20 protein-coding genes and 4 pseudogenes are annotated in these 21,478 nt (G+C 67.5%); 16 read left to right on the top strand and 8 right to left on the bottom strand.

Annotated features, from left to right (window positions below; translation table 11 throughout):
* Positions 1-324: 324 nt before the first annotated feature.
* From IPZ69_RS17380 to IPZ69_RS17370, 3 genes and pseudogenes are all read right to left on the bottom strand, one after another.
* Positions 325-453 (bottom strand): annotated as a pseudogene (locus IPZ69_RS17380) (IS21-like element helper ATPase IstB); the annotation flags it as partial.
* 189 nt (positions 454-642) lie between these two features.
* Positions 643-951, bottom strand: coding sequence for a hypothetical protein (locus tag IPZ69_RS17375; protein ID WP_374293326.1), 309 nt, complete (start codon positions 949-951; stop codon positions 643-645).
* Between the two features lie 17 nt (positions 952-968).
* Positions 969-1,385 (bottom strand): annotated as a pseudogene (locus IPZ69_RS17370) (transposase); the annotation flags it as partial.
* A 134-nt stretch (positions 1,386-1,519) separates the two neighbouring features.
* On the opposite strand from IPZ69_RS17370, the gene IPZ69_RS17365 reads away from it, so the two are divergent.
* On the top strand, positions 1,520-2,602 hold the full coding sequence (locus IPZ69_RS17365) for a protein kinase family protein (protein WP_235455038.1): 1,083 nt from the start codon (positions 1,520-1,522) through the stop codon (positions 2,600-2,602).
* A 21-nt stretch (positions 2,603-2,623) separates the two neighbouring features.
* Here IPZ69_RS17365 and IPZ69_RS17360 read toward each other — a convergent pair whose 3' ends face one another.
* The gene (locus tag IPZ69_RS17360; RefSeq protein WP_374293324.1) at positions 2,624-2,767 is read right to left on the bottom strand and encodes a hypothetical protein; all 144 of its coding nucleotides are present in this window, start codon (positions 2,765-2,767) and stop codon (positions 2,624-2,626) included.
* A 396-nt stretch (positions 2,768-3,163) separates the two neighbouring features.
* Between IPZ69_RS17360 and IPZ69_RS17355 the strand changes: the two genes are divergently transcribed.
* The 4 genes from IPZ69_RS17355 to IPZ69_RS17340 all read left to right on the top strand — a co-directional run bounded on the left by IPZ69_RS17355 (position 3,164) and on the right by IPZ69_RS17340 (position 7,471).
* A complete protein-coding gene (locus IPZ69_RS17355; RefSeq protein ID WP_235455087.1) occupies positions 3,164-3,445 on the top strand; it encodes a hypothetical protein in 282 nt (93 codons plus the stop codon).
* 197 nt (positions 3,446-3,642) lie between these two features.
* Positions 3,643-5,373, top strand: coding sequence for a sensor histidine kinase (locus tag IPZ69_RS17350; protein WP_235455037.1), 1,731 nt, complete (start codon positions 3,643-3,645; stop codon positions 5,371-5,373).
* Positions 5,361-6,008, top strand: a complete 648-nt coding sequence (locus IPZ69_RS17345; RefSeq protein ID WP_235455036.1) for a response regulator transcription factor — start codon at positions 5,361-5,363, stop codon at positions 6,006-6,008. The genes IPZ69_RS17350 and IPZ69_RS17345 overlap by 13 nt, the downstream gene beginning before the upstream one ends.
* Positions 6,009-6,031: 23 nt before the next feature.
* Positions 6,032-7,471 carry a sensor histidine kinase gene (locus tag IPZ69_RS17340; protein ID WP_235455035.1) on the top strand — a complete coding sequence of 480 codons (1,440 nt, stop codon included), beginning with the start codon at positions 6,032-6,034 and terminating at the stop codon, positions 7,469-7,471.
* Here the strand turns inward: IPZ69_RS17340 and IPZ69_RS17335 are convergent.
* On the bottom strand, positions 7,461-8,978 hold the full coding sequence (locus IPZ69_RS17335; RefSeq protein WP_235455034.1) for a TRAP transporter substrate-binding protein: 1,518 nt from the start codon (positions 8,976-8,978) through the stop codon (positions 7,461-7,463). The genes IPZ69_RS17340 and IPZ69_RS17335 overlap by 11 nt on opposite strands.
* 192 nt (positions 8,979-9,170) lie before the next feature.
* Here IPZ69_RS17335 and IPZ69_RS17330 point away from each other — a divergent pair, with 192 nt between their 5' ends.
* The 3 genes from IPZ69_RS17330 (at position 9,171) to IPZ69_RS17320 (ending at position 11,040) form a co-directional block, all read left to right on the top strand.
* Positions 9,171-10,157, top strand: coding sequence for a hypothetical protein (locus IPZ69_RS17330; RefSeq protein ID WP_235455033.1), 987 nt, complete (start codon positions 9,171-9,173; stop codon positions 10,155-10,157).
* Positions 10,158-10,408: 251 nt separating this feature from the next.
* Positions 10,409-10,672, top strand: coding sequence for a helix-turn-helix domain-containing protein (locus IPZ69_RS17325; protein ID WP_308407488.1), 264 nt, complete (start codon positions 10,409-10,411; stop codon positions 10,670-10,672).
* 71 nt (positions 10,673-10,743) lie between these two features.
* Positions 10,744-11,040, top strand: a complete 297-nt coding sequence (locus IPZ69_RS17320; protein ID WP_235455032.1) for a hypothetical protein — start codon at positions 10,744-10,746, stop codon at positions 11,038-11,040.
* A 361-nt stretch (positions 11,041-11,401) separates the two neighbouring features.
* On the opposite strand, the pseudogene dnaK reads toward IPZ69_RS17320, so the two are convergent.
* A pseudogene (dnaK, locus tag IPZ69_RS17315) lies at positions 11,402-13,105 on the bottom strand (molecular chaperone DnaK); the annotation flags it as partial.
* Positions 13,106-13,330: 225 nt separating this feature from the next.
* Between dnaK and IPZ69_RS17310 the strand changes: the two are divergent.
* Positions 13,331-13,492: a hypothetical protein gene (locus IPZ69_RS17310; RefSeq protein WP_235455030.1), complete on the top strand. Its 162-nt coding sequence runs from the start codon at positions 13,331-13,333 to the stop codon at positions 13,490-13,492.
* 45 nt (positions 13,493-13,537) lie between these two features.
* Here the strand turns inward: IPZ69_RS17310 and IPZ69_RS17305 are convergent, their stop codons facing one another.
* Positions 13,538-14,359 (bottom strand): hypothetical protein, encoded by an 822-nt coding sequence (locus IPZ69_RS17305; RefSeq protein WP_235455029.1) that lies wholly within the window; start codon positions 14,357-14,359, stop codon positions 13,538-13,540.
* 727 nt (positions 14,360-15,086) lie between these two features.
* Here IPZ69_RS17305 and IPZ69_RS17300 point away from each other — a divergent pair.
* The 6 genes and pseudogenes from IPZ69_RS17300 (at position 15,087) to IPZ69_RS17275 (ending at position 19,715) form a co-directional block, all read left to right on the top strand.
* Positions 15,087-15,275, top strand: a complete 189-nt coding sequence (locus tag IPZ69_RS17300) for a hypothetical protein (protein ID WP_235455028.1) — start codon at positions 15,087-15,089, stop codon at positions 15,273-15,275.
* 457 nt (positions 15,276-15,732) lie between these two features.
* Complete coding sequence (locus IPZ69_RS17295; protein WP_235455027.1) at positions 15,733-16,350, top strand: DinB family protein; 618 nt, start codon at positions 15,733-15,735, stop codon at positions 16,348-16,350.
* Positions 16,351-16,624: 274 nt separating this feature from the next.
* A complete protein-coding gene (locus IPZ69_RS17290; protein ID WP_235455026.1) occupies positions 16,625-17,194 on the top strand; it encodes a hypothetical protein in 570 nt (189 codons plus the stop codon).
* Between the two features lie 136 nt (positions 17,195-17,330).
* Positions 17,331-17,891 (top strand): hypothetical protein, encoded by a 561-nt coding sequence (locus IPZ69_RS17285; RefSeq protein WP_235455025.1) that lies wholly within the window; start codon positions 17,331-17,333, stop codon positions 17,889-17,891.
* A 330-nt stretch (positions 17,892-18,221) separates the two neighbouring features.
* Positions 18,222-18,563: pseudogene (locus IPZ69_RS17280) on the top strand (MauE/DoxX family redox-associated membrane protein); the annotation flags it as partial.
* A 114-nt stretch (positions 18,564-18,677) separates the two neighbouring features.
* Positions 18,678-19,715 carry a peroxiredoxin family protein gene (locus tag IPZ69_RS17275; protein WP_235455086.1) on the top strand — a complete coding sequence of 346 codons (1,038 nt, stop codon included), beginning with the start codon at positions 18,678-18,680 and terminating at the stop codon, positions 19,713-19,715.
* A gap of 166 nt (positions 19,716-19,881) precedes the next feature.
* On the opposite strand, the gene IPZ69_RS17270 is transcribed toward IPZ69_RS17275, so the two are convergent.
* Positions 19,882-20,091 carry a DUF6207 family protein gene (locus IPZ69_RS17270; RefSeq protein ID WP_235455081.1) on the bottom strand — a complete coding sequence of 70 codons (210 nt, stop codon included), beginning with the start codon at positions 20,089-20,091 and terminating at the stop codon, positions 19,882-19,884.
* Positions 20,092-20,784: 693 nt separating this feature from the next.
* Between IPZ69_RS17270 and IPZ69_RS17265 the strand changes: the two genes are divergently transcribed.
* The gene (locus IPZ69_RS17265; protein WP_235455024.1) at positions 20,785-21,240 is read left to right on the top strand and encodes a hypothetical protein; all 456 of its coding nucleotides are present in this window, start codon (positions 20,785-20,787) and stop codon (positions 21,238-21,240) included.
* Positions 21,241-21,478 lie beyond the last annotated feature (238 nt).

The following is a 21,478-nucleotide window of genomic DNA, read 5'->3' as shown; positions in this document are numbered from 1 at the left end:
CACCTCACTAGCCGTTCGTGGCACCAGCGCGCCCCACGGGCCTCGGCCCATTGCTGGAGCTCGGACGGCTCGGGCGTAGCGAGAGGTCTCCATGTGGCGGCCTCGCATCACCAACACCAACGAGGGCTCAAGCGCGTGGTGTTGACAGTGCTGGGGTCCCGAAGACGCCGAACGCCGCCGCTCTACGACGAGGGATCAAGAGTCAGGAGTCAGTCAGGCATCCGTTCGACGCCCATGGGACGCCCCCAACGTTACGAGTGCCGTCTCCGGCATTCGAACGGACCAAGAGCTGCGGCTTGGCTCCCACGATCCGTTAGCGAGGAATTAGGAGTCCATGCCGGTCTCAATGATGGTGCCGTTGAAGGTGAGGCGGTCGACGACAGCTGCGCAGAAGCGAGGATCGGTGAATGTCTTCGTCCAGCAGCCGAGCGACTCGTCGGGGGCGATGGCGACGCCACCACCGGCCTGCCCAGCACCTCGAACGCGACCTCGTTGCCGTCATGGCCGGCCTCTCACAACCCTGGAACTCCGGCGTCGTTGAGGGACATGTCAACCGGATCAAGATGCTCAAGAGGCAGAATGTTCGGCCGTGCGGGATTCGAACGCCTCCGCAACGCGTCTTGCTCTACCCATGAAGCCAGGTCAGCTGGCGTCCTCGACGAGCCCCATATTGGCAGGGAAGCCCTCCAAGAACTCACGGCGCGCAGGATTGGTCTCTTCCGCAGCCATCCCCCCGAGCAGGTCGATGAACTCACTTCGCTGGTCGTTCGACAACTGAGTCAGCAGGTGGGCGACGCCCTCCAAGATCTTGACCGCGTCATCCGGATCCATCTGCTCGTCCGAACACCCCTCAACGAACCAGAGGACATCCACCAAAGCCTCGGCCAGAGCACAGGCCAGCGACGGATACATAGGCATCGAACCGATCTCCCACCGGACGGCGAACAACACCCAGCCATCCCACCACACACCAGGTGGATCTTCGATCCACTCTTGCCTCGGTCGGTCGGATTCGGCCCGGTCGGTGCCCCCTTTTTTTTGCCGCTCTGAGGCTGACGGAGTCGATCGCGCATCGCGACCAGTCCAACTCGCCGCGGGCGCCGAGTTCGTCCAGGAGGACTCGGTGGAGCCTGGCCGACACACGGTCCTGGCTCCACCGGGCAAAACGTCGGTAGACGGTGGGCCAGGCAGGGCCGAAGACCGGCGGCAGCTGTCTCCAGGTGCAGCGCGAGGTGGCCACGAAGATGATCGCGGCCAGTGCCTCTCGGTCACCTGCTCGAGCTCGCCCGCCGCCCTGCGGGCCGCTTGACCTCGGAAGACGGCCCCACATGCCGGAACAGCACCCACAACTCGTCCGGAACCAACCGCTCAACCAGGTCTCCCACGAACCACGCAGCGGCCCAAAGGCACCACAAGAACCGGCGTCGTAGGGAGTTAATTGGCGGCGACTTCGGGAGTCGCGTGCACCACCCTGGCATGATCAACAGAAGTCAGTTTTGATGTCAGGCTGGAGCCGCCGATGGACGTGACCGAGTCAGCGCATGCCGCGCGAGTGTCCGCTTACGCGGCCGTGGGAGCACGGCTGTCCCTGTTCAGCGACCGTCGGCTTGAGGATGCGGTGGCTGCCGCGCCAAGTCTCGGCTCCGGTATCGGCGGTAGGTCGGCGGAGATGGAAGTCGAGGGGATGCGCGTCTTCGTCAAGCGGGTCCCGCTGACGGACATCGAGTTGCAGCCGGAGCACGTGCGGTCGACGGCAAACGTGTTCAAGCTTCCTCTCTTCTACCAGTACGGGGTGGGGTCGGCGGGGTTCGGCGCCTGGCGTGAGCTGGCCGCGCACATCATGACGACAGGCTGGGTACTGAAGAACGAGTACGCGGGTTTCCCGCTGCTGTATCACTGGCGGGTTTTGCGCGACAGTCCCCCCGTCGGCTTCATCGACGAGTTCGGCGGCCTTGAGGGGGCCGTAGCGCATTGGGAGGGCTCGTCGGCAGTGCGCCGTCGGCTGGAGGCGATCGGAAGGTCCTCCTTCAGTCTGGTGCTCTTCCTGGAGCATGTGCCACAGACGCTCGCCGAGTGGCTCGGCGATACCCGTGATGCCGCCCCGCCGGAACCGGGAGGTGAGTCGCCCTATCGATGGGTCGAGAATGCGTTGCTGCGGGGGACCGAGTTCATGAGCGCGCGCGGGCTGGTCCACTTTGACGCGCACTTCGCCAATCTGCTCACAGACGGCCAGCGGGTGTACTTCGCAGACTTCGGGCTCGCGTTGAGCCGCGACTTTGAACTCTCAACGGATGAGCGCGATTTCCTCGCTGATCACCTTGTGTACGACGGCACCTTCGCGCTGAACCACCTGCTTCACCATCATCTGCCAGACGACGTGCGTGGTGGCACCGAACACGGGGCCTTCCTGTGCGAATGGGTCGACGGCCACCGACCCGCAGACGTTCCGCCCGACATCGTCGCGATCATCAACCGTCACGCTCCGCACGCAATCATCCTGGATGACTTCCATGATCGACTACTTAGGCAGAGCAAGCGCACTCCCTTCCCCGCGGCTGAGGTCCAGCGGGCCCTGGCTGGCGCGTCAAGATCAGTGGAGTGAGAGCCCGTTGCTCCGCTCTGGTCAGCCGACGGTGGCGCGTTCGGCCTGGGCTTTGGTGTGGGCGGGGCGGTAGGACTTGGTGCCGGTCTGGATGATGGCGCCGCTGAAGGTCAGCCGGTCGACGATGACCGCGGCCGTACGGCGTGCGGTGCGGGGGAGACGCACAGGGCTTCCTCTCGTAGATCACGAACGGACCGTGATCTTCGTACGCCACATCGCTCAGCAACCCTGGCCACCCATCACTTGACCAACACCTCGATCGTTTGGCGCAGGCAGGGACAGCTACTCATCAGGCCTGTCGACGGTCGTAGCGGCCCGACACCACCCCGGCAGCTCGGCCTGCATGATGGGGATTCCTGCCGCTCAAGTGGCTGCCCGTGGGCCGCGACCGGCAGGGCTCAAGCCCTGGCGGGCTGTCACCCGATGGGAAGGTGGCCGGGGTGACGAGGTTCCCTGCCGGGGCGTGGCTGTCCTACGGTCCCGAATGCGTGTCCCGCACCTGGGGGAGCGGGTCGGGCCGGTTCGGGGAGAGGACTGCACAGGGGTAGGCACGGATGAGGAGTGGAGCGAGCACGTGCGGACCTCGCCCACATGCTCACCCACCTGCAAGGCGACCGACTTCCCGCATGGATCGAAGCGGCCGGCGCCACCACCGAACGGCCCAGCCTCTGCCACTTTGCTCAGCACCTCCTGCGCGACCTCGACGCCGTCACCGCCGGCCTCACCCTCCCCTGGAACTCCGGCGTCGTGGAGGGCCATGTCAACAGGATCAAGATGCTCAAGTGCCAGATGTTCGGCCGCGCAGGATTCGAACTCCTTCGCAGGCGGGTTCTATTGGCGTGACCGAGCGTTACCGGACCACAAGAGGTGGACCAGAGCCGGTTCTCGTGAACAAAGCCACGACGGCTGAGGGCGCTGCTGTTTACGCCGGGGCGGTGGTGACGAGCGTGCCATATCGGCTGGACGCGGCGGTCCTGGCGGCCCCTTGAAAGGCGGCGGACTGCACCGCTATACCAATGCCATCAGGGGGAGGGGTGCGCATGTGGACGAGGGTGCGCGCACCGGTGCTCGCGTGGTGGGCGGTGCTGCTCGCGGGACTGGGGCTGGGCTTGGCGACGGTGCGGATCGCGACGGAGGCACCCGGCTACGGGCTCGCCGAGGCCGGGGCGCCGGTGGTGGTGGAACTACTCGCGGGGTGGGGCCTGATGTTGGCGGGCTTGTTCTCCGTGGTGCGCAGGCCGCGGGCGTCGTTCGGTCCGCTGTTGGTGGCGGCCGGGTTCGCGTGGTTTCTCGTGGAGTGGAACAGCGCCGTGGTGTCCTCGTCCGTCGCGTTCACGGTCGGTCTGGCGCTGTACGCGGCGTGCCCGCCCATGGTCGGGCACGCGCTGCTCGTGTACCCGGACCGGCGGTTGCCCGGGGTGGACACAGTGGTGGCCGGAGTTGGTTATCTCACGACGGTCGGCGCCTTGGGTGTACTTCCTGCGCTGGTGTTCGATCCGGCGGCGCAGGGCTGTTCCGCGTGCGCGACGAACCTGCTGATGGTCGTGGACGGTCCTTTCGCCACGGTGAACCGGATCGGGGTGGGGCTGGCCGGCGCCGGGGTGGCGCTGTCGGCCTTGTGGTGCGGCGGGCGGCTGGTCCGGGCCTCGGCGGTGCTGCGCCGGAGGTCGGGGCCGGTCGTGGTGCCGGGCCTGGTCTATCTCGTCCTGGTGGTCGCCGATTACGGGCATGCGCTGGGCCGGGGATACGTGAGCAACGATCCGGTGGACCGCGGGCTCTGGCTCGGGCAGGCCGCCGCCCTCGTCGCCGTCGCCGCCGGCGCCTGCTGGGAGTGGCAGCGGGCCCGGCGTACCCGTACGAAGCTGGCCAGGCTGGTGATTGAGGTGGGGCGCACTCCGCAGGCGGGCGGACTGGTGGGCGTGCTCGCCGAGTTGCTGGGCGATCCGTCGCTCGCCGTGTTGTATCCCGTCTCTGACGGCCGCCAGGTCGACGTCGACGGACGGGCGGTGGCGGTGGACACCGGCCGGGAAGTGACCCGGCTGGTGCGGCGCGGTGCGGTGGCTGCCTCGCTGGTGCATCGGCCGGGGCTGCTCGAGGGCGTCGGCAGTGCCGACGACATCGCCCGTACGGTCCAGTTGGCGCTGGAGAACGAGCGGCTGCGGGCGGAGACCCGGGCGCAACTGGCGGACCTGCGGGAGTCGCGGGCCCGGATCGTGGCGCTGCGGGCTGCCGAACGGCGTCGGCTGGAGCGGGACCTGCACGACGGGGCCCAACAGCGCCTTGTGGCGCTGGCGCTGGCGATCCGGCTCGCCACGTTGCGGGCCGACGACCAGGACCTGGCCGACCGGCTGACGCGCGCGGAGTCGCAGGTGCAGGCCGCGCTGGCCGATCTTCGTGCCCTCGCCCACGGGCTGTACCCGGCGGCGCTCGCGGAGGAGGGGCTCGAGGCCGCACTCGATGTTCTCGCCGAAGGCGCAGCGGTCCCGGTCACGGTCGCCACGACGGCAACGGGGCGCTGCGCCCCGGCCGTCGAGCTCGCGGGCTACCTGGTAGTGGCGACGGCGGTCGGGCACAGCGGCTGCCGCCGGGCCGACGTTCGGGTGGACGATGCGGACGGGGGGCTGGTCGTGGAGGTCGAGACGGACGCCGGCCCGCCTGGGGAGCTGGGCAGAGTGCAGGACCGTGTCGGCGCCCTGGACGGCCGGCTGACGCTGGCGGGCACGCCGGACGGCGGGACCCTGATCCGTGTGGAGCTGCCGTGCGCATCGTGATCGCCGACGACGAGGTCCTGCTGCGCGAAGGCCTTGCGCGGCTGCTCGTCGAGACCGGACACGACGTGGTGGACACCGTCGGCGATGCGAATGCCCTGCTGCGGGCAGTCGAACGTGAGAGTCCCGACGTTGTGGTGGCCGACATCCGGATGCCGCCGACCCATACCGACGAGGGGCTGGTGGCTGCCGCGGCCATCGGTGACACACACCCCGCCGTCGGCGTGCTCGTGCTGTCGCACTACCTGGATTCCCGGTACGCCCTGCGGCTGCTCGAACGGCTTCCCGAGCGTGCCGGATATCTGCTCAAGGAGCGGGTGTCCGATGTGGCGGTGCTGCTGGACGCCCTGCAGCGGATCACGGAGGGCGAGTGCGTGATCGATCCGACGATCGTGTCGCGGCTCATGGCGAAGAAGCGGGCGGCCGGGCCCCTGGATCGGCTCAGTGCGCGGGAGCGCGAGGTCCTGACGCTGATGGCGCAGGGCCATTCCAACGGCAGCATCGCGGCCCAGTTGTTCCTCAGCCAGCGGACCGTCGAGGCGCACGTCGCGCATATCTTCACCAAGCTGGGCGTGCCGGAGTCGGCGGACTACCACCGGCGGGTGCTCGCTGTGCTGTTCCTGCTGCGGGGATTGTGATCCCCGGCGGCGGCACGGCTGTCATGGACCTCGGTGTCGGGATCGCGTTCCTGGCCGCCGGGCTCGTAGTCGCGCCGCAGCGGCGCACGGCGGTCGCCGCGCTGATGGTCGCGACGGGCGGATCGTGGCTGGCCGGTGATCTGGGCGCCGGCCTCGCGCTCGTACACCGGGGGCCGCTCGTACATCTGCTGCTGAGCTATCCGGAGGGCCGGCTGCGCAGGCCCGCGCTCCGCGTGGTCGTGGTGCTGGCGTACGCCGATGCCCTCGCCTATCCACTCGCCCGCTCGGAGCCCGTGACCATCGCGCTCGCGGTGACGGTGGTGGCGGCCGCGGGCACCCGTGTCGCGCGTACGAACCGCTCCGGGCGCCGGTCGTCCGCGCTCGCCCTGGCCGCAGCCGCCGCCGTCATGCTGGCTCCAGCAGCGGGGGCGGTGGCCCGGCTGGCCGGTGAGCCGCACAACCGGCCGGCGCTGTGGGCGTACGAGGCGGCTCTCGTCGGCTGCGCGGTGGTGCTCGCCGCCGATCTGCGCTGGCGCCGCCGAAGTGACGCGCTCACCGGGCTGGTGATCGACCTCGGTGATCTGGAAGAGGGCGCCACACTCCGGGAAAAGCTCGCCGACGCCCTGGGAGACCCGGCGCTGACCGTCGGGTACTGGCTTGCGGAGACCGGCGGCTACGTCGACGAGTCCGGGCTGCCCGTCGATCCCGCCGCTGCGGCGCCGGGGACTGCGGTCACGGCGCTGCAGGAGGACGGGGCGCGGGTCGGGGTACTGCTGCACGACAGTGCCGTGCTCGACGATCCCGACCTGGTGCGGTCGGTCGCGGCACTCGCCCGACTCGCGCTGGTCAACGCCCGGCTGCAGGGGCAGGTACGGGCCCGGGTCGCCGAGGTCGAGGCATCCCGTCGCCGTATCGTGGCCGCAGCGGACGAGGAACGTGACCGGCTGGAGCGTGAGCTCGCCGAGGGCGCTCAGCGGCGGCTCGGCCTTGTCGCGGAGTTGCTCGACGACGCACCCGACGGGATCCCCGGCCAGGTGTGCGCCGCCCGCGCCCAGCTCCGGGAGTTCGCCCGCGGCGTCCACCCGCGCACCCTGACCGAGTCCGGCCTCGCGGCGGCGTTGGACGAGCTGGCCCGGGAAGCGCCGTTGCCGGTGCGGTCCGCGGTCAGCGGGCACCCCCTTGCGCCGGCGCTTGCGGCCACCGCGTACTTCGTGGTCTCGGAGGCGCTGACGAACACCGTCAAACACGCACACGCCACGGCGGCGCGGGTCACGGTCACCGTCGCCGAGGGCGTCGTCACCGTCGAGGTGGCCGACGACGGCGTCGGCGGTGTCGACCCGGCACGCGGTTCCGGGCTCCGGGGCCTGGCGGACCGGGTCGACGTGCAGGGCGGGACCCTGGACGTCGACAGCCCGGCCGGCCAGGGCACTCGGATACGCGCCCGGCTGTCTGTCACCCCGTGAAGGCCGCCGCGGGTGGCGGGCACTTCCGGCTGAGGAGACCGTCGTCAGGGGTGTCGTTGATCCGCCGCCACGGCTTGACCCGGAACGGCGTCGGCGAGACCTGGCCCTTGACGCCGGCGAGTGTCAGGAGGTCGCGATACGCGCTCCACTGGAAGACGAAGCGCTCGCCGAACTGATTCGTGGCGTGGTTCGGACTGGTCCCTCCGCCGCCCCCAACCGTCAACGTCAGCTGCCGGTCCCGCACGGTGAACTCACCGTAGGCCCAGACGCAGGCCTCGCCGTTCTCGGTGGTGAACGCGAAGCGGCCCTTGGCGAAGACGAGCCTGAAGTCGCCCCAGTTCTCCGGCTTGGCCTCATCGCCCGCGGCGCCTGCCGCGACCAGCTCGTCCTCGGAAGTCGTCATCCTGTACGTCCCGTCGAGCGCGCTTCGCTCGGTGGGTGAGCGATTTGTGCCCTGGCCCTCGCACGAAGGGATCTCCGCGTCCCGGGCCGCCTTGGTGTCGTGTCGCAAGGCTCGGATGCGGTCCAGGTACCCGCGGGTCCGGGCGTCTTCGCGCAGCCATGCATGGACGGGCTCGACGGCCTTGCGTAGATGGGCGAGCTGGGCAGCGGTGGCGGTCTCGAACCGCACCCGGCCGCGCTGGCACAGGGCCTGGCTGCCTTCGTCGGCTTCCGCCTGACGAATCTCCGTGGTCATGGACTCGACCGCGGCATGCGAGGCCCGGCGCAGGTCGCCGCGCTGATCACCGCTGAGCGTCCGCAGGCGTTTCGGGTTAGCGACGACGACCGCCGGCCGCGGCCACAGGTTCACGTTCGCCGTGATCGATTCCGCGGTGGCGTCGTACCGGTCCTCCTCCACGTTCAGCACCTGGTGCTCCACACCGTCGAGTCCGGCGATCGACGCCCCGTAGAAGGGGCGCGGTACGGGCCGCGCCCCGAGGGTGCGCAAGGTGCGGGCGGCGACCGCAGAGGGCGCGGCTCCGATCCTCGCACCGCGGTAGTCCTCCGGCCCGCGCAAGGACCGGGTGATCCCGACGGGTTTGCGCATCGGCCCGGGCAGTATGCCGATCCCGTCGACGCCGACCTTGCGGACACCTTTGAGCATCGTCGCGCCGATATCGCCGTCCAGCACCTTCTGCTGCAGCGCGTAGCTGTCCACGGCCAGCGGCGCGACCAGCGCGTCGAAGTCGGACACACCGGCGCCGTGCCAGGCGCGTACGGGCACCACCGCCAGGTCGTAACGGCCATCCCTGACCGCGCGGATGAGGTCCGCTTCGCCGGACTCCCCGTGCTTCGAATGTATCCGATCGATGCGGAGCTCCCCCTCGGAGACCTCGCCGACCCCCTGGATGAACGGCTCCACCTCGTCGAGCCCACTGAACATTCTCAGAACCGTGGGCCGCGGCTCGCTCCCGCCGCCCGCCTTGTCCACCGAACCACCGCATCCACTGGCGACCAGCAGCGCGGTCACGGCACCCAGCCCCGCCCACAGACGTCTGCTCCGCATGGCGACCCCCTCCGTTGACCCGAAGGTACGCGCCGCCGATGCCTGCCCGCGTCGGGCAGAACACCCGAAACCGCGTCCCGACCGTACGTGCCGGCACGTACTCCCACCACCGACACCCGCGCGCCCGCCCCGATTCCGCCGCGCGCCGCCGCTCCTAGGGTCCTTCGTTGCCACTCGAAGGAGGCCACCGACATGAACAAGCTCCGCTCGGCGCGGCTCATCTCGACCGCGCTGCTGACCCTCGGCGCCACCGCCGCGCCCCTGTCGGCGTCGTACGCGAACACGGCCGGTGACCCGACCGGCCACATCCTCTTCAGGAAGACCTATCCCCGTGACCGTCAGGCGTACTTCGCCGCGACAGCGGACGGCGACAGGCAGCGGGTGCTGACCCGGCGGGGCGCGTACTGCTGTCTGCTGCGTGTCTCGCCCGACGACCAGCTGATCCTGGTCATGCCCGGCACCATCACCGAACTGCCCGTCACCGGCGGCACCGTCAGCATCGACGGATCCGGCTACCGGAAGCTCACACTGACCGACCCGACACTGAACCTGGTCCCGCAGGCATGGTCCCCGGACGGACACCGGGTCGCATACGAAGGCTGGGACTTCGACGACCCCGACCGGACCGGGATCTACACGGCGAGCCATCCCGACGGCACCGACCTCGTCCGGGTGACCACCCGTCCCGGATCAGCCCACGACATGCCGCTCGACTTCTCACCCGACGGCAAGCAGTTGGTGTTCTACCGGGCCGCGCGCAGCGAAGACGACGGACCCGCCGACCTCGGCGGCTCCCTCTGGGTGGTGAACACCGACGGCTCCAACCCGCACCGGATCACCACCGAGGCGGTGCCCCCCAACTGGTGGGCGCGGTGGTCACCTGACGGCTCCCGCATCCTGTTCGCCGGCGAACGGTTGCAGCCCAGCGGGGCGATCTGGACGGTCGCCCCCGACGGCAGCCGTCTGACTCGCGTCTTCGCCGACCCCAAGGGCGGTTTCCCGATCGAGCCGACCTGGTCACCGGACGGCGACTGGATCATGTTCGCACTCGACCCGACGAACGACCAGTTCACCCACCCCGCCAACCGCCTCGTCGCCATCAGGCCCAACGGCAGCGGACTCCGCGTGATCAGCGCCACGCACGACTTCAAGAGCCAGCCCGAGTGGTACGAGGAGTAGGGTGCGGCGCACATTCAGGTTGTCGCCAGTGTGATGCGCCAGAAATCCTGAAGGTTAGTTACTGCCTTCTTTTCATGGCGCACCGTGGTCCTGCTGCTGTGAGCATTGTTCCTTCCGAGGGAGAGCGTGTCGAACTCGTGGGCCGGGCGGGGCTGCCAGACCTGCGAACGGCTGAGCGGGCCCGAATCATCCTGGCATGCGCCGAGGGGACGTCGGTCCGCAAGTGACGCGGGAGGTTCGCCGCCGAGCGGATGGCGAGGCTTAAGGACGAGGGCCCCATCGGCCGGCCGAAGACTGCCCAGTACCTCGCAATGCGGGCGAAGATCGTGCTGCGGTGCGCCGGTGGTGTGACGAACAAGCAAGTCGCAGCTGATCTGGGTGTGGACCAGTCGACCGTGGACCGTCGGCGTGACAGAGCGTCACCGGACCACAAGAGTCCACAACCAGGGACAACCAATGAGGGGATGACTGGAGCCGACGGCAGCCGATGTGCCGGGGCCGGGGCAGCGAGGTAGGGTCGCCCTGGCCCAGGGTTCGACACTGGTGGTCCTGAGACGTGAGGGGGAAAGGTGAGTCGGCTCAGCGGATGTTCTGGGCGCTCGACGCGTACTCCGGCGGAGCCACGCGACCTACTGAGGCCCGCATCCGGGCCGTCCGGCACCCGTTGCCTTTCGGGGCCGTAGGCGCGGTGTTCTCCGGTGGCATGTGTGCGCTGACCATCGGCCGGCTGGACTGGCAGGTCGTACTCTTCGGACTGGTGTTGGGCATGCTTGTCGGTCTCGTCATCGTCTTTGAGCGCAAGCGGCTGGAACACTACGGTTTCCGGCCGGAGGCGGCTTCGAACGGTCGGGAGCACGACGGCGACGCTGAAGGCGCGCGCTGACCGGCCTCGACTCAGAGAGCCGGCCCCTCCACCAGCCCCGTCAGGTTGTCCAGCGCCATCCGCTGCCCCAGCTCATTGTCCGGAGGCGGCACCACGTCCGAGACGCCCTTACTAAGATCGGCAGTCACGCTGCGTACGCGACCACAAGAAGTGGACCAGAGCCCGCACTGAGATACACAGCCACCGCCTGCCAGCACCGCTCCAATCACTCGTGGACAGGACCTTGAGTGCTGGTCGGCGTCGCGAGGCTCCTCGCCCCGCCTCCATGGCAGCGGTCGGTCTCGTACGAGCACGATGTTGGTGGTACGGGTTGCGCGGAGCACTCAATGGTCCACGCAACCTCAGTGGTGCCTCAACGGTGGAGATTCTGCGCGGTGATGGTGGCTTTCTCGGTGGCCTCGCGGACGGCCGCGTCGTCCCCGTTCTTGAGGGCTTCCTTGACCTCTCTGACCGCGGCCTCGGCCTCGGTCTTGATGTCGCCCGGCACCGTGTCCGCGTGGTCCTGAATGAACTTCTCGGTGGCGTAGACGAGTTGATGGGCTCGGTCGCGCGTCTCGGCGGATTTACGGCGCTGACGCTCCCGCTCCGCGTACCGCCCGGCCTCACGCACCATGCGCTCAAGGTCGGCCTTTGGCAGGGCGGATCCACCCGTGACCGTAACGCGTTGCTCCTGGCCGGTGCGCAGGTCCTTGGCGGACACGTGCATGATGCCGTTGGCGTCGATGTCAAAGGTGACCTCGATCTCGGGCTCGTTGGCCTTCGCCGGAGGCAGATCGGTCAGTTTGATCGTGGCGATCTTCCTGTTGTTCGCCGTGAGCTCGCGCTCGCCCTCGTAGACCTTGATCTCCAGCGCCGCCTGGTTGTCCCGTGTCGTCGTGAAGATCTCGGACCACCTGCTCGGGATCGTGGTGTTGCGCTCGATGACCTTGGTCATGATGCCGCCCTTGGTCTCGATACCGAGGGACAGCGGGGTGACGTCGAGCAGCAGGACGCCCTTGACCTCGCCCTTGAGGATACCGGCCTGGAGGGCTGCGCCGACGGCGACCGGGTCGTCCGAACGGACGCGTTGGCGCTCCTTGCCGCCGGTCAGTTCGTCGACCAGCTCGATGACCGCAGGCATGCGTGTCGAGCCGCCGACGAGGACGACGTGGTCGATCTCCGCGAGCGGTATACCGGCATCCTGGATGACGTGGTGGAACGGCGCCTTGCAGCGCTCGAGTAAATCGACCGTGAGCTGCTGGAACCCGTCCCGGGTGAGCCTCTCGTCCAGGTGCAGCGGGCCCTCGGCGGAAGCCGCGATATAGGGCAGGTCGATCGTGGTCTCGGCGGTCGAAGAGAGCTCGACCTTCGCCCTCTGCGCGGCCTCGCGCAGGCGCCGAAGCGCTGTCCTGTCCTCGGCGAGATCGACGCCGTGGTCGTCGGCGAATCGCTTGACCAGATGGTCGACGATGCACTGGTCCCAGTCATCACCGCCGAGTGCGTTGTCGCCGCTGGTGGCCTTCACCTCCACCACGCCGTCGCCGATCTCCAGCAGCGACACGTCGAAGGTGCCGCCACCGAAGTGGATCACCATGACTGTCTCATCGTCCCGGTCCAAGCCGTAGGCGAGAGCGGCGGAGGTCGGCTCACTGATGATGCGCAAGACGTTCAGCCCCGCGATCTGGCCGGCCTCCTTGGTGGCCTGCCGCTCGGAGTGGCTGAAGTACGCCGGGACGGTGATCACCGCATCGGTGACCAGCTCGCCCAGGTACGACTCGGCGTCCCGCTTCAGCTTCTGCAGGATGAACGCGCTGATCTGCTGCGGCGTGAAGTCCGTGCCGTCGATGCCTACCTGCCAGCCGGTGCCCATGTGGCGCTTGACCGAGCAGATGGTGCGGTCCGTGTTGGTCACCGCCTGCCGCTTGGCCGCCTCACCGACCAGCACCTCATCGTTCCTCGTGAAGGCGACGACGGAGGGCGTGGACCTGTCACCCTCCGCATTGGTGATGACGGTCGGTTCACCACCTTCGAGAACACTCACCACAGAATGCGTCGTACCAAGGTCGATCCCGACAGCACGAGCCACCGTCCGCTCCCCCCAGCCGCCGCGGCGACAGCCGCGCGTGAACTTCCCCTCAATCAGGTTTCCCTGACGGCCAGTTCGTACACGGCTCTTCAACGGACCTCAGGCTCTCCTCTTGGAGAGGGACAGCCAGCCCGGCCGAAGGGCGACGCGACGAGCTGACCTCCAGCTTGCTGGTGACCTTGCGTGATCTCCAGGGGCGTATCGGCTCCAGGCTCCGCCGGTCTCGTGCCCGAGCCCTACACCGGCTCCCAGACCGCCCACTCCAAAGACGGAGCGGAGACAAAGCTGAAGAACGCCGTCTGCGTCGGCACCAACACCCTGTCGTCCGTCCGCAGCGCGATCAAGAACAACTGGACCACGGCGCTGCAGGTCACCGAAATCGGCTGACCCCGGCTTCTGACACAAAACGAGCGACCGACAACGCTGATCGCATCAGCGGCTCGGGCGACGGTCCCCGCGCCGTCGTCGAGAGTCGTGGCGCAGAGCACCTGCGCAGGTGGACTTCAGGCGGCGGGAGCGAGCCCGCAGGAGAAGCGCCGCACCCGCTGCTGAGGCGAGGAGTACACCGCCCGCGGTCCAGGCCACCAGCGCGGTACGGGATGTCCCGGAGGGGTGCGCCGCCGCCTCCGTGGAGCAGGCGGCCGCACGTGCGGCGGGGGCGATGCGCAGCCGGGCCCACGCCTTGTCAGGACCGGACTGGTCCACGTCGTGCCGGTAGACGACGTAGAGCCCGGGCGCGGCGTCGCACTTGAGGGCGGTGGTGGCGGTCAGGACGGCTTTGTCGCCGCGCAGGACGGGCCGGCCGGTGAACGCACGGGAGGTGAGGGTGATGTCCCCGTCCGCTCCCTCGTCGAAGTTGTGTGTGATCGTTATGCGACTGCCGGCCCGGAAGGGCCGCACGTCCCACTCCGACTGGGGCCAGGTGTCGTCCGGAGCCCAGCGTTCCTCCGGGTTGGGCGAGGGCATCTTCGTCACCTTGTCGCGACAGGCGCTGCGCGCGGCCTCGTCGGCCGGTTCGACACGTACACGCGCCCAGCGGAAGGGATGCTCGTCCGGGCCCAGGTCTCCGGCGCCCCTCTTGATGACCGTGTAGGTGCCCGGCCGGGCTTCGCATGCGATGGTGACGGCGGTGGTCAGCAGCGGGTTCATCATGCGCAGCTTCCCTGCTGCGATGAACGCAGGTGATTCGATGATGTCGGCGTAACCGGCCTCACCCTCTTTGGCCTCGACCGTCAGTGCGTCGCCGGGATGCACCGATCGGACACTTCCGAACGGCAGCGACGGTGCCGACGCGGAGGCCGAGACCGGCCCAGCCGCCAGGAGGGGCAGCAGGAGCGGGAGTGCCGTCCACGCGGCTGTACGGAGTCGGTCCATCGCCTACCTGTCTGATATTTAATGCCATATCAGGAACTGATGGCTCATATGCCACTAATCTTCATGTCAAACTGGCTTGCGATTCCGAGGCGTTCGGTACCGCTCATCGTTCGGCCTCCTCCAAGATGGAGAGACACCCAGTTGCGTTCCAGGTACAGATGGGTTCCGGCCCTGGCGCCCGGCCTGTGCGCGGGCGTACTCGGCACCGGCCCGGCGTCTGCCGCGGCCGGCACTCGGCCGCCGTCCGCTTCCGCCATGCCAACGGCCTCCACTGCAAAGGCCAAGAGGTCGTCGGCCCCCTCGTCGTTGTCGGCGGTCGCGGGGGCCGGCGAACCGACCGCCCCGCCATCCGCCTCGGCGCCGGCCACGAGCACGGAGCCCACCGAACCGACCGAGTCCCCCAGGGCGACGGAGCCAAATCAAACTGCTATTGGGGCGGTTGTCGGCGTACTCGTTGAAGTGCTCGGCCGAGTACGGACGAACGTGCTCAGCATGTTGGAGCCAGCCAAGCCCTTTGCGCGGTCGAGCTCATTCCGTCTATCGTTCGATTTGCCATCATCGTGGACGTGGAACAGGACAGTGCCCAGGGCACGGGAAAGCGATCGCCATGGGCGTTTTTGTCCGAATCAGAGGCTGGCTGGAGTGCGACGACCGGCAGCTTGCCCAGGTCAAGGAGATCGTCAGCGCCGAGGACCAGGATCGAACGTATAGCGGCGGCTGGGGTTTCCCGGCGAGGCAGTACAACTTCACTAACTGGGTCTTCTTCGGCGCTGAAACGGTGTCGTGCGTGCCGTGACCGCCGGGCTGACGGAGTGGTGGGGGAGTTGTCCCAGGTGGTCAACCCGCGTAGCGCACCGTGGTGTGGGCGCGGTTGTCTCGTTGGCGCAATTCTCCAACCCTCTGACCACCACCGACGAGGAGAAGTCGGCTCTGTCCTCCATGCTGGATGCCTGCACCAACTGAACCTGGCCCCGCGCCAGGCGGGCTGTCCATTGCAGAGGACATTCGGCTGGCCGCGTGGAAGGGGTTGCCTAGGGTGGAGCTACCGACGCGGGGTGTAGCAGCTCGGTAGCCCGCTGGGCTCATAACCCAGAAGTCTTCTCTGAACTACTGAGGCTGGACTCGTGGTGTCGTGAAGTGCTGATGCTTCACACACCATCTCTCTGCGGCATGCCCCAGGCAGGCGGTTCCGCCTGGCAGTGGAGCCGGTTGGAGGTTGAGCCTGTCGGCGGCGCATGACAGGCTCATGCCCCGTGATCGATGATTTCGCGAAAGAGTACCTCCACAACGATCTGCGAGTGATTCGCGACGCGATGCTCTGGAAGCTCGACGGGCTCGGCGAGTACGACATCCGACGCCCCCTGACCTCGACGGGTACCAACCTTCTCGGCCTGGTCAAGCACCTCTCGATCTGGGAGTCCAGGTACTTCGGCGAGGTCTTCGACCGGCCTTTCCCTGAACCTCTGCCTCGGTGGGACGACGCCGGGGAGTCCGGTGCCGACATGTGGGCGACCGAGCATGAGACGCGTAGGGAGATTGTCGACCGTTACCGTCGAGTATGGGAGCACTCGGACGCGACGATCACCACCCTCGCCATCGACGCTCCTGGCTGCGTGCCCTGGTGGCCACGCCCCAACGTGAAGCTGTTCAACATCTTGGTTCACGTGCTCACCGAGACCAGTCGGCACGCCGGACACGCCGACATCCTGCGCGAGCAACTCGACGACTCGACAGGGATAACAGCCGAATACGCGACTCCGCAGCGAGACGCGGTGTTCTGGAAAGCCCAGTGCGCGAAGATCGAGCGAGCTGCTAAAGCAGCCGGCACCAATCCCGATCACTTTGATATCACCAACGCAGGCGTCCGCTAAGCCGAACCGACCGTGTGAGCGGATGAGACAGGTCCCCAGCGGCTAAGAGGTCGCTATCTCCCGGACGTCACCGCGCGACGCGCTCGCACTACCAGAACGCATAGCGCTCCTCGGCGAAGCGCGTGCCAGCCCACGACGCGGCCTTGGCCTTCCGGGGGCGGCTGTGGTGGGGTGAATGCGCCGAGACACCGCTGCATCTCCAATCGAACAGGCCCGGTATCGTCGCGCTGCTGGCTGTCCAGGCTTGGGGCGCTCTACTGACCGGAGGTTGATCGTGGTGACGGACGTCTGGGGTGTGCTGGAGGAGGAGCAGCGTCTCCCGTGGGCGTTCACGCCGTTCGAACGTGTCGGGCCACTGGAGTTCGGCATGACACACGAGCAGGCGGAGGCGGCAGTTGATGGCGTCCTGGAGACCGGTCTACTGGCGGGTTTTCCCGGGAACGAGGTGCGGGCTGACTTTTGGTTTGAGGAGTGCCTTGATGCAAGGTTTTTCGGGCCAGCTGTAACTGTGTATTACAACAAATCGATTGGCCTGGCAGGCATTGCCGTCAACGCGCTGCGTGGGCCGCAGGTAAACCTGGACGGGTTGGCACTCGTGGGGCAGGTGCCATCACGGGTGGAGGATCTGTTCATCGAGTACCTCAAGACGCACAAGAAGGAACTGCATTACTCGCAGCATGCCGATCCGTGCTCGGTGCAGCTTGGTCTGGTGCTTCGGGCTCAGCGGGCTGGCGATCTCGTGCTGAGCCGTCCGGTGATGGTGGCCGAAGCATGGGCCGACCGTTGCGGGGACACCACGGAGGGTTGCATCCCCCAACAGGAGTGGAAGACCTTCGAGTGGTGAGCGCCGGCGGTCCCTTCCGAAGTAAGACGATGTCTTGATTGGGGGCGAAAGGCGAGAGCAGGGAGTCGGACTAGAGCGTTTCCCCCGGGTGCCGGTCGCATTGTGTCGCCAGGGTCGTGTGGGCGATCATGGTGCGGTGAACACGGACTATTGGGCGGTGCTCGCTGACTCGGACCGGGAGCAGTGGGGATACGTTCCCCGCCAGACGGTTGGACCGCTGAACTTCGGGGTCGATCGACATGAAGCGGTCACGATCATGGCGGGGCATGGCTTTGTTGCCGAGGAACGCGAGATCGAGCGCTGGAACCCGCAGCGTGCGCAGTGGCGAGTCGTGTTCCGCAGGACTGAGCCGGACGAGCATCGACCTGCCGTGAACTGCTACTTCATCGAAGGCGTGGGCTTGACCTGCGTGCTCGTCGATGGGCTGCGTGGTCCTCAGGTCACTTGTGAGGGGATCCGCCTGATCGGCCGTGTGCCGTCAGAGCTTGACGCGGAGATGGAGGCGCACGCTGTAGCGCGGGACTTGAGTTGGAGGTACTGCCCTACGAACGACCTATGCTGGTCCGACTTCGGGTTCGATCGGGGCGCGCAGCGCGCTGGAGATACGGTCTTGAGCTGGGCATCGTTCTCCAACCCAGGGGAGCTCGCGCACAGTTCCTGGGACATCACTCCGGCAGAGGTCCGGCGCCAGGGGTAGTCCGCCCCGGTTACTGAGGCACAGCTGGGAGCTGGTCTCACTGGATGACGCCCCGGACAACCAATCAGCCAACGTGTCTGACACGCTGACCTGGAGCGATGACTCAGCGTCGGAACCAGCCGAGGACCTTCAACGGACGCCATCGATGTCGATCGGCTGCCGGGTTCACGGCCGTCTGGGTGAGTCTGACCGGTGGAGTGTTGTTCGCGGCCTCGCAAGGCGGTACGAGTCGATCGGGGAGCCGTGGTATGTGTGCGTGATGCCTGCGCTCCGTCCGGAGGGCATCCAGAACGGTTGGAGTGAGCGGGTATGGTCCTGGCATAACGGCTGGTGTTGGCTGCGGTCTTCGGGGTCGCAGGGATCGCCAAACTCATGGACCACAAGAGGCTGCCTCACGCAATCGTAAGCTTCGGCCTGCCCGCTCGAACTGGAATGCTGCTTGGATACCTTCTCATCTTCTATGAGTTCGTTACAGCCTTGGCCCTTATGGTCAACCCGTGGGCAAGAATCGGTGCGCTTGGAGCGCTCGGTCTGTTGCTGACGTTCTGTTTGGCCATCGTGGTGAGCATGGCACGCGGCCGGACCCCGGATTGCCACTGCTTCGGAGGGCTACGCGCCACGCCGGTTGGGTGGAGCACGCTCGCACGCAACGGGCTCCTCGTAGTTACGGCGGGATTCGTCGCAATCGACGGACGTGTCCCATGGTTCTTCACGGGCCTAGGGACCATCGCAGCGGCGTGTTGGGTGGTGTTGGGACTCAAGCGATCCAGGAAAGTGCGACCCGGCATGATCACACCGGGCTTTTCGCTGCCTGACGCAGCGGGACAAGTATGGACTCTCGACAAACTGTTTGCCGCCGCGCGTCAGCCACTCCTGCTTCTCTTTACTGATCACGCGTGCAGCGCGTGCGACGCGCTGTTGCCACAGGTGGCCCGGTGGCAACAGGACCATGCAGAACGGCTGACCATCGCAATCGTGAACGGCGGTTCCTCCGCGGGCGGCGTTGCCGTCTCACGTGAGCACGGGCTGCGGAACCTACTCGTAGACGAAGACCGAATGCTGCTCACCACCTACGGTCTGACCGCCACCCCCAGCGCACTGCTGATCGACACCGACCAGATCCTCGCCGCCGCGCCGGCAGTCGGGTCTGCAGAGATCGCCGATCTGGTGGCCGGAGCACTCCAACCGCGTGGTAGATCAACGATCGCACGACGCGCGCTGTTGTTCGCCTCGGCCATGGTGGTGCCCGCCGTCTTCTCCCCCCGCGCGACAGCCCGCGGCCTTACTTGGGCGAACTGGCGCCCAAAGCAAGTGAAGTTCGCTGGGGGATGGCTCTGCAAACAGCGCTACGCGCTGTGCACCAAAGCCGCCTGCAAACCCTCGCCGAGCGACCCGAACATCCTCATCTGCCGCTGTGTGGTCGAATACGGGTACTCCTACGGCTATACCTCGTGTGCAGAACGGGCACCAGTCGACAGGAGATTGGTTTCGACGTTCTCGACACAAAATACCAGCCACCATACCCGCACCATGACCTGCACATCCCGAGCACAATGGGCAAACTGTCTGGACGTGGAGTGTGAAATCGACCCGTACAACCCGAGAAACGCAGTGTGCCGCTGCAAGTCCGTGGAGAGTGGCGACTTTTTCACATTCGGGGGAAACTGCGACACCAGCACCTGTACCTCTGTGATTTGGTCAGCGGCAACCCCTCCCGGAGTCCCCTTCCAAGCCGCTATGGAGAGCATCGGCCTATCAGTCACACTCCCCGAAGCATGCCCGACAGGCACGGACAACGATGGCCTTCCCGTCTACTGGCCCTAACAGAAGTGGTTGATCATGCGGCCTCGGGCTTGTCCGTTCGTTGGTGATGACCTGCACCAATCGATCCGAACGGTGAGCCAGGAGGCCTGTCCGACCATGCCGTGGCTTCGGGTTCGGCAACGCGTCGGTGCGGCGGAGCCGTCCACCGCACCGGAGGTGGCGTGGTTCAAGGCTTGAGGGGCTGGCGCAGGTCGAGGTGGCAGCGGAGTCGGACTCCAAGTCGCCCGGGGCCCCGGCTCGCGCGCTCGACGGTGGTAATGGCCCACATCGCGGCGAGCGCAGCGTGAAAGGCGAACGCGGTCTCGTCGTCGGCGGCCGCGATGTCGACCACCACCAGGCCCGGTTCCGACACGTGTACCTCGTGAATCACGTCCATGACCGGCACGACGGTCTCCTGGTCGGAGTGGATTCGTCCGGAGCTCACATTTCACCCGGTTGGACATTCCAGGCGTAACTTGATCCTCCGGTGCTGGCACAGGACGCCGTGCCGGGTGCGAGCGCGACGCTGTATCCACCAACCAGGTGGCCGGCCGACGGGGCACCGGCCAAAGGGTGATCGCGGGGCGAAGGCAGGGTGACGGGGTCCCGTTTCCTCATGCACCCCTGTGTGCCACTTGGCGTCTCCGCGGGGCGAGGGCGGCCGGAAGCCCGCGGACGGCGAGGTGTTCCGCGATGTGCCGGAGCAGGGCACCCGCCCGATCGGCGAGACGTTTCCCCGCACGGCGGATGCGCACGGTCGTGCACACCATTGGCCAAGGCGACTCGGAGCGGGTGGCGCTCGAGGCGGGTACTCCCGCTTCCCGGTCACCGTCCCGAACGGCGCCCTGCTGGGTTGTCTGCCCATCAAGGACACCCGCGGCATCACCGAACGGGACCGAAGGACGCGGGCGGTGACGCGTGACTGCGCTCGCGTCGCAGGGCGCAGGTCGGCTGAATCATCGGCATGCGTATAGAGGTTTGATTCCGTTCACCCCCTCACAGGCCGATGTGGTCCCTTTTGGGTTATGTCGAGTGTGTCGTCCCTTGTCCAGGGGATTTGTTCTATCGGACACCCTGGGGGAGGCCCTGCATGTCCAGCGCTGTCATCACCGGCCGACACGCGGCCCGCAGCGGTGTGCGCGGTACGCTGCTGGTGGCCTTACTGACATTCCTGATCACGACGTGCATTTCCGCCTTCGCTGATGTGCCGCCGTCTGCTACCGGCGACAGCGCTGTCCTGCACCATTCGCAGGCATTGACGCCAACGTCCGACGAGGATGACACCGGCGAGACCCTGCAGGTGTCATCGTCGTCGGACGGCGGCCTCGACGTGGTGCGCGACGCACCGCATCACGGCGGAGGGCACCGGGCATCCATCGTCTCGCCCTGCCGCCACCGCTCCCGCCTGGCGGTCCTCGGCTGGCATCGGGTCGTGTGCGACACCCTCGCCCGGGTCACTGCCCTTGGCGCCCAAGGACGGGCACCAGCCTCGGCTCATCGCCGGGCCGGAGACCAACTCCCTCAGTACGACGTCCTGCGCTGCTGACCGGCCCGGCCGCGTCGCTCCCCCTGCCCGGCTCGCGTGCGGGGGCAGCGACGGCCAGTCCGCGCTGCCAGCAACCGGTCCAGACCGCAGGAGATTCACCATGTCTCGCGACATCTACGCCGTCATCGCCGCTTGGGTTCGCGCAGAAGCCACCCGGCAGCCCGTCCCCCCAACGCCCGCACCCGAACCGGCCTCCCTGCCCGCGCCGGCCACCCCGGCCGACGATGCCCCAAGTGCC

Origin of the sequence: Streptomyces olivochromogenes, assembly GCF_021538895.1 — a bacterium.
Classification (GTDB): domain Bacteria; phylum Actinomycetota; class Actinomycetes; order Streptomycetales; family Streptomycetaceae; genus Streptomyces; species Streptomyces olivochromogenes_A.
Note: the sequence above shows the minus strand (reverse complement) of the source record. Positions and strands in the feature narration are given on the sequence as shown.